This is a genomic window from Paraliobacillus sp. JSM ZJ581 (genome assembly GCF_044383835.1).
Lineage (GTDB): Bacteria > Bacillota > Bacilli > Bacillales > Amphibacillaceae > Paraliobacillus.
In genome coordinates this window covers 20,851-33,815 of record NZ_JBISEP010000001.1, presented here as the reverse complement: position 1 = coordinate 33,815, position 12,965 = coordinate 20,851, and the positions used below count along the sequence as shown (strand labels likewise).

Below are 12,965 nucleotides of genomic sequence, written 5' to 3'. Positions count from 1 at the left end.
ATGATGTTATTCAAATAAATCTAGTTGTTTCGAATTTAAGTTATCATACGTGACCCCTAATAAATCAATCAACTGTTTTGCATTGTCAGCAGCGTCGCCACCTGAATTATTATTGAACACAATACTTACATCATTCACCTTTGATTGTAAATATCGAATGTTCTCACACCATTCGATTAATTCCTTTTGATTATAACGATATAAAAAACGGACTTTCCTCCACTCATCCCCTCGGCCGTTTCTATTCCAACCATGTAAATTTCGTCCATGCATTCTAATGAAAGCATGGGAATCATTTGTTTTCTCTAGTACGGTCGGTATAGATGTCGCCCCTGCCTGAGGTTCATCACAAATGGTGTTGATCCAATCACACGCGCGTAATAAGGCTAACGTCTGTTGTTTGTTCTTCGGATAAAACCATGATTGATGGCGAAATTCTATCGCAATAGGAAGATTAGGAAGTAACTGTTTGATCTTTTGTAATTTTTTCACATGAACATCACGCACATCAAACCAAGGCGGGAACTGGAACAATATGTATAAGAGTTTATTATGGCGTCTAACCGGTTCAATTGATTCTAAAAAAGATTGAAAAAGTTTTTTCGCTTCAACGTTTGTTATTTTTTTGCGATCATGCCCCGTCATAGACTGATGTGCTTTAATTATAAATTTAAAATTAACAGGTGTTTCATTACACCATTTTTCATAATTTTGTACAGATTGAACTGCATAAAATGAAGAATCTACTTCTACAATTGGAAAATGAGCACTGTAAGTAGCTAATTTATCTTTTATTTTCGTTTGATGGTGATACAATGAATCATGATCTCCCCATCCTGTTAACCCTATAAAAACAGACATTATCAGATTCACCCCAAAAAATATTACCTAATTTATTTTACCATAACTATAACAATAGAGAACCATCCATGCCTTGACTGAATATTTAAAATAAGCTATATTTGAGGCAAAGAAGAGTAGATTCATAGATGACTAGGTAGCTTCATAGAAGTGGATGCAAAAATGATCCTTCTCTTCTATAAGTTACCTTTTTCATTTCCATTCTTCTTGCTTGTATTATCACATGATACGTGAAAGTTTTAAGGATGTTTACTTACAGGCAAACAAATATCGTAAAATGATTTAATGTAGAAAAAGGGAATGATATATTTCTAGATCACTCCGCTATTCAAGAAGAAGGTTTGAAGACATTAGAAAAAGGCCAAACGGTTACTCTTGAAATCGTCGAAGGTGAGCGCGGCATAGGCTAAAAATGTAGAGAAGCAATACTATTTATATCAGAGCGATAATTACTACAGCATGATTATCTATTTTTTTTGCACATAACGAGTAACTATAGTTCCCATAAAAAAAGAGGAGTAATAAAATGTTAGAAGTTTATGTTGATGGTGCCTCAATGGGTAATCCTGGACCTAGTGGTGTTGGGGTTTTATTGAAAAAGAAAAATGTATTTATAGAAAAGAGTTATTATGTTGGAACATATACAAATCATGAAACAGAATTGATAGCAGTAATGAAAGGACTAAAATTATGTAAAGACATGTATCCAGACGAAATTATTTCAATTCGCTCTGATTCCAAACTTGTCGTTGATATGATTGAAAAAGCATACACTAAAAATAAGATGTTCTATCCATTACTAGATGAAATTTTACGTTTAATACCGCAATTTCCATATTGTTTTATTAAGTGGATTCCTGATAACCAAAACAATCATGCAGATCGATTAGCGAGAATAGCCCTTCGATCAAACCAATAAAGTTATGTCACAAAATACTTTTTTGCTTAAACACTGCTAAAGCTTGCTTTTCATTCATTACTTTATTTTCCATTAACAATTCTAATAAGCTGATATAGAAACTGCGGTTAAAATGGAGTTGTATTTGTAATGTGTATTTTAAAGCAATAATAATAATTTCATCACTTGCTTCTGTGTATCGCTTACCAAAATAAATAAAATGAACCTCCTCATCAGTTAATTTAAAACCTTTCTCCCATAATATTTCTATAAAATCTGCTAAAGAAGAAGCCTTTGGCATTTGAACACCTCTAACTATTTCTTTCTTCACTTGAAGTATTTCAAGTATGATTACTGTAAGTATAATATAGTTCTCTTATTTATGCTAGGGAATTGTAAAAGTACAAATACAACATTAAACTATTTTTTAAATAGTATTAAAATTTAAAAATTTTAATGTTATCTTTACTTTTCACGATACAAGAAGTAAACTACTAACTATTCTACATACATAAAGGGGATACAATAATGAAACAATTATTAATTGCATTAGGTTTAATTGTAGCGTTAGTTATTACTGGATGCTCCCAAGATGAGAAAAGTACAGAGAACAGTAATGATAACACAGAAGATGCGGAACAAGCAACAGATGAAAAAGAGACACAAGTAGCATTATTAGATGTACAACTTAACTTAACAAAAGCTGTCTCACCTCATCAACAAAAGATTAATGCTTATCTCTTGGCGTTGCAAGATGAGTCATCAACAGAAGAAACGATTCAAACTACTGAAGAAGAAGCTAAAACAGCAGCTACAGAAGCTAAAAACTTGTTAAATGATTATGAAATTCAAGTAGAATTACCTGATCAAGAAAAAGAGCAATATCAAAAGGCAATTACTACTTTAAATAATTATTATCAACAAGTAGAAACAGGGTTAAATAGTGAAGCAGCAGATTTAAAAGAGGCGGAAGCAACTTGGGAAAAGTTCCAAGAGCAAATTGCTGAAATTTATGAAGCAGCAGATTTAATGGTACCAGATATGGCAGACGCATTAAGTTAAAATAAACAAGGACGCTAGGTTAGCGTCCTTGTTTTCATGTAATAAAGCTTATTTTATTTTTCTTTACAGTGAATAATATAGCCTCCATTGGCCGATTTAATGCTAACTGCATAAACAGTTTCTTGCAGCTGAAATACTATTGGCTTCTCTTCACTAAGGAAGACTACATCATTTTCTTGCTCTTGAATAGCTTGACAAATTGTTTTGGAAGTTGGATAAGTTAATGCATCATCTAAATCAACAAGAAATGCTTTTCTGAAAAGTTTTTTAAACAATATCGCCCTCTCCCGTCAGTGTATTAGAAAGACTATAATTGATAAATATATGCGTATTTATCTGACAAATAATTAACTAAATACGTTGCATCTAATGATTTACCAGTAACCTCTTGAATCAAATCAAGTGGTTTTTTCATTTTTCCATGTTGATGAATGTTTTTAGTTAACCATTGTTTGATGCTTGAAAAATCTCCAGAAGCAATAACTTGATTTATATTGACATCTTTCTTTAATTGATCATGTAGTTGTGCTGCATACATATACCCCAGTGCATAAGACGGGAAGTATCCAAAATCACCTGCTGACCAATGAATATCCTGTAAAACACCCTCTTTATTCGACCTAGGACGAATACCTAAATATGCTTCCATCTTATCATTCCAAGCTTCAGGTAAATCCTTTACTTTTAAATCTCCATCAATAAGTGCTTTTTCTAACTCATAGCGAACGATAATATGTAGACAATAGGTTAACTCATCAGCTTCAATTCGTATATATGAAGGCTTCACTTCATTGATGGCACGATAAAAATCATTAAAATCTATCGAATGAAATTCAGATGGAGCAAATGACTTAAATAGTTCAAAGTGCGTTTCCCAAAATGCTTCACTTCTACCAATGAAGTTTTCCCAAAACAAAGATTGTGATTCATGTATACCCATAGATGTCCCTGTTGCTAATGGGGTTTGGGCTAAGTCTGGAGAAATATTTTGTTCATATAATGCATGTCCACCTTCATGAATGGTGCCAAACACCGACGTACGAAAATCTGTTTCATCGTATCGTGTAGTTACTCGAACATCATTTGAATTAATCCCTATCGCAAACGGATGTACTGTTTCATCTAAACGACCTGCATCAAAATCATAACCCATTTGTTTTAATATTGCTAAACTAAATGAACGTTGATCTTTTTTCGGAAAATGATGTGTTAAAAAATTTGTGTTGGGATATATATTTGATTGCCTAATTTGCTCCACAAGTGTGGTTAAATGTTCTCTTACTTGTCCAAACACTTGATCTAGCTCCTTTGTCGTAATCCCAGGCTCATACAAATCTAATAATGCATCATATTTATTCGTCGTTGCACCCCAATAGGTTGCAAACTTTTTGTTATATGAAACTAATTTTTCTAGGTAAGGTTGTAACAATTCAAAATTATCTTCTTCTCTAGCTTGTTCCCATGCAGATTCAGATTTAGATCGTATGGTAACATATGCTTTATACTCATAATCTGGAATTTTGCTACTTCGAAGATACTCGTTCTCACATTCTTCTACTGCACGTTGTAAAATTGGATCTTCTGTTTGATCTTTCAAAACATCAATACATTTTTTCATTTCATTTGAAGTCGTTAACTGATGTAGTTTTTGTGACAATAAACCGATTACTTCGGCGCGTTGTTCTACCCCTTTCTTTGGCGCTTTTGTCCTTAGATCCCATTGCACAAGTGCTAAAGCTTCATGATAACTATTTTGTTCTTTGAGTAGCTCTTTAAACTGTTGTTCCATCTTTGTTATAGTCGACAAAGAAACACCCTCCTTTTAAATCCTCTTTCCGAAATATTGGTAATAATCGACTTTAATAAAACCATTAAATAGTTTTCGTCTTTTTGTTGCTTTTGTCCCGTAAAGTGTTTCAAATTTCTCATTAGAAGTTAATAAATAGGAACTCCAAGAAGGATGATTTTTCATTATTTGTCCTAAGGATTGATAGATTGCTTCTACTTCTTTTTTATCCCCTATTCGCTCCCCGTAAGGTGGATTACTAATTAAATAACCATTCGTTTCTCTTGGATAAAAGTCTGTTGCTTGCATTTGCTTCCATGTAATTAAATCTGCTAATCCAGCTTCCATCGCATTATTCTTAGAAATTTCAATCATTTTAGGATCAATATCAGAACCTGTGATAGATAGCGGTTGATCGTAATTAGCTAATCCTTCTGCTTCGTCAAAGGCCTCTGTCCATTGATCTTGGCTAATCCAGACCCACTCCTCTGATGCAAAGGAACGATTAAAACCAGGTGCAATATTTTGACCAATAAGTGCAGCTTCAATTACTATTGTACCGGAGCCACAAAATAAATCGACTAACGGATAGTCTGGCTTCCAATTCGTAAGTTGCACAAGTGCTGCAGCAAGTGTTTCTTTAAGTGGCGCTTCCCCTTGCGCCGTTCGATATCCACGTTTATGTAGTCCAGAGCCTGACGTATCAATCGTTAAAGTAGCTTTATCTTTAAGTAAGGCTACTTCTACCCGATAAAAAGCACCAGACTCTGGCATCCGACTTGCAATACCATATCTTTGTTTCAACCGCTCCACGATGGCTTTTTTAACGATTGCTTGACAATCTGATACGCTAAATAATTTTGATTTAACAGATTTACCATTCACGGGGAAAACACCATCTTCTGTGATAAATCGTTCCCATGGTAACGATTTTGTTTGTTCGAATAGTTCATCAAAAGTGGTTGCATGAAATTCTCCAACGATGACTTTCACTCGATCTGCGGTACGAAGCCATAAATTACAGCGTGGAATTGCTTGTATGTCCGCTTCAAATATTACCTTCCCATTCTCTACTTGAACATCATGATAGCCCAAAGCTTTTATTTCGTTTGCAACAACTGATTCTAACCCCATTGCTGCAGTTGCTAACAACGTTATTCTATCTGACATAGTCCATATCCTTCCTTATAAAAAAATAACACCCTTCTGATAACACAGTGTTATTAGAAGGGTGCTTTACTTGTGTAATAGACCAATGAATGTTTGGTAAGCCATGTTCTGTTACTGTTGCACTACAAACGGTGGTCAGCCTCGTACGTAAGTTGTAATCATCTATCTACAAGCAACTAGCTTGTCCTTGTTTCGGTTGAATTCCCTAATACAAGATGCCCCTACCTAAATTTGGGTTGCTCACTCATGGGGTTTACCGCGTTCCACTCAAATTGTTTCCAATTTGACTACGTCACTGTGGCACTTTCAAGAGCGTTACACCATATCTAACGACGTAGGTGTGTACTCTGCCGTTAACCATTATGGTTACCTTGATTTATGATTTCATCAAGCACGAACACTACAAACATCTCAGTTTGTGTGAGCATGGACTTTCCTCTACATATGAATCATACGTAGCGATTACAGCAAACATTCATATCGTATGCATCGTTTAGTTTGTTAAACGGTCAATAGTATAATTATATCATATCATTCAACATAATCACAATGGCAATGTTTAACATAAAGACAAACTACGAATCTGCATATTTTTTACCAAACACAGCCTTCTCTAAATTGGATAAACGTTTTAATATATCATAATTGACCTGATGGTTTGATGTAGTCGGTCGTGTTCTCGTTGTTTCTGATTGTTTTCTTAAACGACTGTTGTCTTGTTCTAGTTTATCAATTTGGTTTATAAACCTTTCATAATCTTGAATGATTATATCTAAAAAAGCATCAACTTCTTCTTGATTATATCCTCTCATAGACGTTTTGAAATTTTTATCAAGGATCTCTTTAGCACTTAATTGATTTAATTCTTCACTCATTTTTTTCACCTCAAGTTTCACATACTTGTAACTATTTTTTCAAATTTAAAAGGAATTGTCAATCATTGACCGTATTTATTTGCTCCTCTTCAATCATTGCTTGCATCGTATCTTCTAAATCAAGGGGAGTCATATAATATATTGGATACGCTACATGTTTATGCTTATGCATCGCTTCTTCTAAAAAGAATCGATTAGAACCAGGAAATTCTTCATCAATCATTAATAAGCAAGCATCACTTTTATCTACCATAAATTTATTTTTAGCTTTAAATTGATAAGCTCCTTTGTAGGTTGACTCATATAAAAGCTGAACAAAATCAGCTTCCATTAAGATATTTTGATATAGTTGCTGTATCGATTCTGGCCACCTAGTCTCTTGTCCATCAAAAGGAGGGACAATAGCTAATTTAATTGCATAAACACGTTTTAATTCGATGACTACTTCACATGTCCATATTTCTACACCCATTTGTCCAGATACAAGTACCCACTGAATACCTTCATTAATCAGATGGAGTAATCGTCTCTTTATCGTTTCTTTTATATATCGAATTCTTTGATCATTTACTGATGAAATATTCATTTCGTGTGGTTTGTATCCCGTAACTGCTAGTACATTCAATAACATCATCCTTTATATGTAAAAAAGCTGGTGTTCACCAGCTTTTTTTACTGTACTTAATGAAGTAAGTGTTTAACGAAAAAATGGCTGTTGCTGATTTGGTACTTGGGGTGAACCCCCATATACATTCACTGTATCTACCGTGTTTTGGTACGATGTCGTGTGTGGGTAGAAATGTGTGTTTTTAACAAGGTGATGATTTACCATATTTGTATGTGATGGATGAATATAATTTATATTAGATTGACTACACGTGTGCATTTCGTTACATTTCGTTGGACAAACCACCGTATGCGTTGGTCCTTGTTTACAACAATGACGACGAGGCCGCATCATACATTCTCCTTTCTATATAAACATATTGGCTTGCTACACTATAACCTATGTTTAGCAAAAGAAAGTTGCTTTGGCGTTCGTCCTATATATAAGATATTTTTATTAACAAATTGAATCAAACTTAGTCTGCTTCCTCTAGGATGATATCCAACACATACAAGACAGAATTATAAAGATTCATATATCTGTCTTGTTTCACATCGATATAATAGCTATGAAGCAATAATAATTCGATATTCTCTCTAGTAGAAACAACTTGTTGGGGATGAATACTTAACTCTCGATTTTTTACTGCATTAGCTGTGTTATGTTCCCATTGTTCAATTATATGAAATACAGGGTTAGTAACTTCTTTTACATAAGAAAAAAAATTTAAATCCCTTTTGTTTTTGGGTTTATCTTGATAAAAAAAATTGTGCTTTAATCGTTTTAAGTGTTCTTTCAATTCTATTGTTACATTTTTCACTGTCATTATCCATGCCCCCTGCTTCTTCTACTGTATCATGATTTTTGAAGAAATGGCAGAAGTTTTAGTGGTTTTTTTGTATTTTTCGTCCGTTTTATGGTATAACGTTTATAATTATGTGCTACACTTAATTGTCCGATTTCAGATTTTAATTGTTTTATTTCTGTTTGTAATTCTTCCATATCATGTCTTTGATTTAATACCATTGTTAATACGATGTCGTCAGCTTTTGTAGCAAGTTTTTGTTCCACTACTTGAAGTTTTCTATATAATTGTTCGAATTTTCTATTTATCTGATCCATAGCAATTGCTTCTTTTTTATTCATAGTAACACTCCCTAATTAATTATTAATTTCTTTATTCTGTGCCAGTTATTAATTCCCTGCACGTCTGACAAAACTAGAAATAATATAACAACAAAAGTGAAAATGAACGATATTTTTACAAATGTATGGTGATGTGTCGATGCAATCGTTTCTTTATTGTGAACGAATCATTCAAGAACTTTATTTTTGTCAAAGTGAATGATTCGTCGTATACTATGACATATATTTGTATTACTTTAGTTCAACCGTCTAATTGCATTGATGTATCATAGAATATTAATGTACATGTTCTCAAACTTACCCATTATTTGATATGATACTATCAAGTGGGAGGGAAAATAATGAATTACCCAAATGGGAAAAAAGCAGCTACGCAAGTACAACTTCGGACTAGTAAACCAACAACGACATTTAGTAACAGAGGTATGTCATTAGAAGAAGACATTAACAACACAAACATTTACTACCGAACTGCGAATGTAGCGATTATACACAAAAAGCCAACACCTGTTCAAATTGTTAATGTTAATTATCCGAAACGAAGTGCTGCAGTAATTACAGAAGGCTATTTTAAACAAGCGTCTACAACGGATTACAATGGCATTTATCGTGGAACATATGTAGACTTTGAAGCAAAAGAAACAAAAAACAAAACATCCTTTCCTTTAAATAACGTGCATGAGCATCAAATTAATCATATGCGTTCCATTGTAGAACACAATGGCATTTGTTTTCTTTTAATTCGTTTTGCTGCATATAATGAAACATTTTTTCTCCCAGCAATGAAACTTTTTTCATACTGGGACAGTCAATTTAAAGGAGGAAGAAAATCTATTCCTTATCAGGATGTTAAAGAAATCAGTGTAGAAGTTCCAATGAATTACCCTGCACAAGTAGATTATTTAAAAGTAATAGATCAGTTATATTTTTAGAACGGAGGAAGATGAGTTATGGCAAATGAAAGCCAATCTCGTACTGCTAGAAGACAACAACAACAAAGTAAACAATCAAAAAAGAAAAAAAGGTCACTATGGAAAAAGATACTTTTAACGATTGGCGTTATCTTACTAATTGTTTCAATAAGTGTCGGTGCTTTATTTGGATACTACGCTATCACAGCACCTGACTTGGATAGCTCTTTACTCTCAGATCCAGCATCAACCAAAGTGTATGATATGAACAAAGGGCTGTATGCAGATTTAGGAACAGAAAAAAGGACAAAGATCACGTATAATGACATACCAGAAACATTAAAAAATGCTGTATTAGCAACAGAAGATGTTCGTTTTTTTGATCATTCTGGTATTGACCTTCGCCGTATTGGTGGTGCGGTTATTGCAAACTTTACTGATGGTTTTGGTTCTGAAGGAGCAAGTACAATAACGCAACAAGTAGTAAAAGATTCCTTTTTATCAACAGACAAAACGATTAAACGAAAAGTACAAGAACAATGGCTAGCGATTCAATTAGATCGAAAGTATTCAAAAGAAGAAATTTTCGAAATGTATTTAAATAAAATCTACTACGGTTCTGGCGCATATGGCGTAGCAACAGCAGCAGAAACATACTTTGGTAAAACGGATTTAAATGAGCTAACGCTTTCTGAATCGGCATTGTTAGCAGGTTTACCACAACGACCATCAGCGTATGATCCAATGGTTAATCCTGATTTAGCTAAAAAGAGAATGAACACTGTATTAAAACTAATGGTACGACACGAAAAGATTTCAGAAGCAGAAGCAGAAGAAGCGAAACAAGTTAACATTGAAGATATGTTAAACCCTTCTTCCAAGCAAGATGTTAAATATCAGGCATTTATTCAGAAAGTAGCAGAAGAAGTTGAAAGGAAAACAGGAGCAAATATTTACACGGATGGATTAGAGGTTTATACGACTCTTGACCCAAAAGCACAAGATAAAGTTGAATTTCTATTGTCTGATGCTGAGGACAACCCAATTAAATATAGTGATGATGAAATTCAATCAGGTGTCACTGTTTTGGACACGACTTCTGGAGCGATCCGTGCAATCGGTGGCGGACGTAATAGAGAAAATAACAATGGCTGGAATTATGCTTTTCAAGGTGATGGTAGACAAGCAGGTTCTGTAATTAAGCCAATTCTAGATTACGGACCAGCAATTGAACACTTAAACTGGTCAACCTACCATCAAATTAATGATGATGCACCATATGCACTAAAAGGAACTGACGGAAAAGAAGTTAAAAACTGGAATAATCAATATCAAGGTTGGGTTAGCGCTCGCTATGCATTAAAAAAATCCTTGAACGTTCCAGCATTAAAAGCACTTGAAGAAGTTGGTTTAACAAAAGCTGAAGAATTCGCTAATGGTATAGGTATTTCATTACATGAAAAGCCAATTATTACTGATGGTATTGGTGGTGGAAGTTCTAATGCTACCTCACTAGAAATGGCAGGAGCCTATAGTGCATTCGGTAATGAAGGTGTTTATAACGAACCGTATGCCGTAACAGAAATTGTTTATAGTGATGGACAAACAGAGAAATTCAAGTCAGAGCCAAAAGCAGCAATGTCTGATGCTACCGCATATATGATTACTGACATGTTGAAAGATGTTATCTCTAGTGGAACAGGTACAAAGGCAAGTATACCAGGCTTACCAATAGCAGGAAAAACAGGAACAACTAACATTGAAGGAGGAGAAGGTAGTCCGGATGCTTGGTTTGCTGGATATACTACAAATTATTCTATTGCAGTATGGACTGGTTATGGCAATACGAGTAAAAAGGCAATTCCAGACACGAGTATATCACAAAGATTGTTTAAAGAGCTCATGAGTCACATTTCTGAAGGAATGGATACACCAGACTTTAAAAAACCAAATTCTGTTGTTGAAGTAGCTATCGAAAAAGGATCTAACCCTGCGAAACTACCAAGCAAATTTACACCTGAAAGCGAAATTGTCACAGAATTATTCAAAAAAGGGCATGAACCTAGTAAAACATCTGAAAAATTTGATCAGCTAGACCCAGTCAGTGGTTTAGAAGCTGAGTATGATGAAGAAACAAATAGCATTTCAGTTTCTTGGGATTATGATGGTGATCAAGATGTAAACTTCATCGTTAATGCTGGTGGAGATAATACCACTACTACAGATAAGACTGAAATAGAAATTTCAAGTGTTGAAAAAGGCAAGACTTACACGATTAGCGTTACAGCAGTAGATACAAGTAATGAAGGAAATATTAGTGAAGCGAAATCTGTTAAAGTAAAAGTGCCGGAAGAAGAGCCAGAAGAAGAACCAAATCCAAATAATCCTGAGGATGGTACTGGCGAAAACGGCGAAACTGATGAAGGTGGCACACCTCCAGACGGTTCTGAAGGATCAGAAGGTGGAACTGAAGAAGATGATGATAACTCCGGCAGTGATCAAGGAGGTACTGGTGGAGACAACGGAAATGATACCGGTGGTCCAACAGAGAAACCCGAAAAACCTTCCAGCTAATTAGTAAAAAAATATAAACTAAAAAAAAAGAAGGCAATTAATTTTGCCTTCTATTTCTTTGTGCTAAGATTTCAGCTTTTGCACATATCTTCTCTGTTTCTTTATATAATTCATTTAATTGGATATAAGAGTGATATTGTTCTGGTTGCTGAAGAATAAAAGGAATACGTTCTTGACTGTTAAATGGTGCATAAGTAAAAGTAGCCAATACAGTATTTAGACCTTCACTCTCATGATAGCTTTTATTATTTAAAGCATACAATGCTTGAACCAATTGTTCTGTATAATGATTCATTGGCTTTTTTGCCTTTTGATAACGCCGCTTATGAAACAAATCTGCTATAACTTGTTGGTTTTCTTTCCAATCATTGATTAATTCCTTTACATCACTTTTCTCCACTTTGTTCACGCTCCCTTTTTTTCATTCTTTTTTGTCCTTCTCGACAAATAGATAATAATGAGCATGAATCACATTGTGGATTTCTTGCTTTACAATGATATCTTCCAAAAAAAATCATGCGATGATGCGTGTCGCTCCATTCTTCTCTTGGGATTTTTTTCATTAATGTTTTCTCTACTTCTAGTGTTGAATCTTTCCATCTACAAATACCTAAACGTTTCGAGACTCGCTCCACATGTGTATCTACTGCAATTGCAGGTTCTGAAAATGCAACGGATGCTACTACATTTGCCGTCTTCCTCCCCACGCCTGCTAATGTTTCTAATTCCTCTTGTGATTGTGGTACTTCGCCATCAAAATCATCTAACAATGATTGACACAATTTTTGAATGTTCTTTGATTTATTTCTGTACAATCCGATCGATCGAAGATCTTGTTGTAATTCTTCAATCGGTACCGCTAAATAATCTTCTGGTGTTTTGTATTTCTTAAATAAATCTTTGGTCACTTTATTTACCAATGCGTCTGTGCATTGAGCAGATAAAACAACAGCAATCAATAGCTCAAATGCATTTTTATGTTTTAGTTCACAAGCAGCATCTGGAAACATAGATGCCATCGTATCTAAAATAAATCGAATATCTTTTTTTGTAAGCATCGTTACGCTCCTCTTAA

16 protein-coding genes, 1 other RNA gene and 1 pseudogene are annotated in these 12,965 nt (G+C 34.3%); 5 read left to right on the top strand and 13 right to left on the bottom strand.

Annotated features, from left to right (window positions below):
* Positions 1 to 6: 6 nt before the first annotated feature.
* Entirely contained in the window at positions 7 to 861 is an 855-nt protein-coding gene (locus tag ACH6CY_RS00200; RefSeq protein ID WP_374065176.1) for a DUF72 domain-containing protein, read from the bottom strand.
* Between the two features lie 287 nt (positions 862 to 1,148).
* Here ACH6CY_RS00200 and ACH6CY_RS00195 point away from each other — a divergent pair.
* Together ACH6CY_RS00195 and ACH6CY_RS00190 are read left to right on the top strand one after the other, a co-directional pair.
* Positions 1,149 to 1,271: pseudogene (locus ACH6CY_RS00195) on the top strand (cold-shock protein); the annotation flags it as partial.
* 116 nt (positions 1,272 to 1,387) lie between these two features.
* Positions 1,388 to 1,780: a ribonuclease HI family protein gene (locus ACH6CY_RS00190; RefSeq protein ID WP_374065175.1), complete on the top strand. Its 393-nt coding sequence runs from the start codon at positions 1,388 to 1,390 to the stop codon at positions 1,778 to 1,780.
* Between the two features lie 7 nt (positions 1,781 to 1,787).
* Here the strand turns inward: ACH6CY_RS00190 and ACH6CY_RS00185 are convergent, their stop codons facing one another.
* The gene (locus ACH6CY_RS00185) at positions 1,788 to 2,060 is read right to left on the bottom strand and encodes a DUF6123 family protein (protein WP_374065174.1); all 273 of its coding nucleotides are present in this window, start codon (positions 2,058 to 2,060) and stop codon (positions 1,788 to 1,790) included.
* Positions 2,061 to 2,287: 227 nt separating this feature from the next.
* Between ACH6CY_RS00185 and ACH6CY_RS00180 the strand changes: the two genes are divergently transcribed.
* On the top strand, positions 2,288 to 2,821 hold the full coding sequence (locus ACH6CY_RS00180) for a hypothetical protein (protein ID WP_374065173.1): 534 nt from the start codon (positions 2,288 to 2,290) through the stop codon (positions 2,819 to 2,821).
* A gap of 53 nt (positions 2,822 to 2,874) precedes the next feature.
* On the opposite strand, the gene ACH6CY_RS00175 is transcribed toward ACH6CY_RS00180, so the two are convergent.
* From ACH6CY_RS00175 to ACH6CY_RS00135, 9 genes are all read right to left on the bottom strand, one after another.
* Positions 2,875 to 3,096 carry a DUF4318 domain-containing protein gene (locus tag ACH6CY_RS00175; protein WP_374065172.1) on the bottom strand — a complete coding sequence of 74 codons (222 nt, stop codon included), beginning with the start codon at positions 3,094 to 3,096 and terminating at the stop codon, positions 2,875 to 2,877.
* A gap of 32 nt (positions 3,097 to 3,128) precedes the next feature.
* Positions 3,129 to 4,610 carry a carboxypeptidase M32 gene (locus tag ACH6CY_RS00170; RefSeq protein WP_374065484.1) on the bottom strand — a complete coding sequence of 494 codons (1,482 nt, stop codon included), beginning with the start codon at positions 4,608 to 4,610 and terminating at the stop codon, positions 3,129 to 3,131.
* A 33-nt stretch (positions 4,611 to 4,643) separates the two neighbouring features.
* A complete protein-coding gene (locus ACH6CY_RS00165; RefSeq protein WP_374065171.1) occupies positions 4,644 to 5,777 on the bottom strand; it encodes a THUMP domain-containing class I SAM-dependent RNA methyltransferase in 1,134 nt (377 codons plus the stop codon).
* Positions 5,778 to 5,869: 92 nt separating this feature from the next.
* An RNA gene (rnpB, locus tag ACH6CY_RS00160) (RNase P RNA component class B) lies at positions 5,870 to 6,252 on the bottom strand.
* Positions 6,253 to 6,352: 100 nt separating this feature from the next.
* Positions 6,353 to 6,652 carry a cell division regulator GpsB gene (gene gpsB / locus ACH6CY_RS00155; RefSeq protein ID WP_374065170.1) on the bottom strand — a complete coding sequence of 100 codons (300 nt, stop codon included), beginning with the start codon at positions 6,650 to 6,652 and terminating at the stop codon, positions 6,353 to 6,355.
* A 58-nt stretch (positions 6,653 to 6,710) separates the two neighbouring features.
* Positions 6,711 to 7,277, bottom strand: coding sequence for an SLOG family protein (locus ACH6CY_RS00150; RefSeq protein WP_374065169.1), 567 nt, complete (start codon positions 7,275 to 7,277; stop codon positions 6,711 to 6,713).
* A gap of 72 nt (positions 7,278 to 7,349) precedes the next feature.
* Positions 7,350 to 7,610 (bottom strand): CotD family spore coat protein, encoded by a 261-nt coding sequence (locus ACH6CY_RS00145; RefSeq protein WP_374065168.1) that lies wholly within the window; start codon positions 7,608 to 7,610, stop codon positions 7,350 to 7,352.
* A gap of 124 nt (positions 7,611 to 7,734) precedes the next feature.
* Entirely contained in the window at positions 7,735 to 8,085 is a 351-nt protein-coding gene (locus tag ACH6CY_RS00140) for a DUF1798 family protein (RefSeq protein WP_374065167.1), read from the bottom strand.
* Between the two features lie 29 nt (positions 8,086 to 8,114).
* Positions 8,115 to 8,405 carry a hypothetical protein gene (locus ACH6CY_RS00135; protein ID WP_374065166.1) on the bottom strand — a complete coding sequence of 97 codons (291 nt, stop codon included), beginning with the start codon at positions 8,403 to 8,405 and terminating at the stop codon, positions 8,115 to 8,117.
* 341 nt (positions 8,406 to 8,746) lie between these two features.
* Between ACH6CY_RS00135 and recU the strand changes: the two genes are divergently transcribed.
* Complete coding sequence (recU, locus tag ACH6CY_RS00130; protein WP_374065164.1) at positions 8,747 to 9,337, top strand: Holliday junction resolvase RecU; 591 nt, start codon at positions 8,747 to 8,749, stop codon at positions 9,335 to 9,337.
* 18 nt (positions 9,338 to 9,355) lie between these two features.
* The gene (locus ACH6CY_RS00125) at positions 9,356 to 11,890 is read left to right on the top strand and encodes a PBP1A family penicillin-binding protein (protein ID WP_374065163.1); all 2,535 of its coding nucleotides are present in this window, start codon (positions 9,356 to 9,358) and stop codon (positions 11,888 to 11,890) included.
* A gap of 37 nt (positions 11,891 to 11,927) precedes the next feature.
* Here ACH6CY_RS00125 and ACH6CY_RS00120 read toward each other — a convergent pair whose 3' ends face one another.
* The gene (locus ACH6CY_RS00120) at positions 11,928 to 12,290 is read right to left on the bottom strand and encodes a YpoC family protein (protein WP_374065162.1); all 363 of its coding nucleotides are present in this window, start codon (positions 12,288 to 12,290) and stop codon (positions 11,928 to 11,930) included.
* Entirely contained in the window at positions 12,277 to 12,948 is a 672-nt protein-coding gene (gene nth / locus ACH6CY_RS00115; RefSeq protein ID WP_374065161.1) for an endonuclease III, read from the bottom strand. The genes ACH6CY_RS00120 and nth overlap by 14 nt, the downstream gene beginning before the upstream one ends.
* Positions 12,949 to 12,965: the final 17 nt, after the last annotated feature.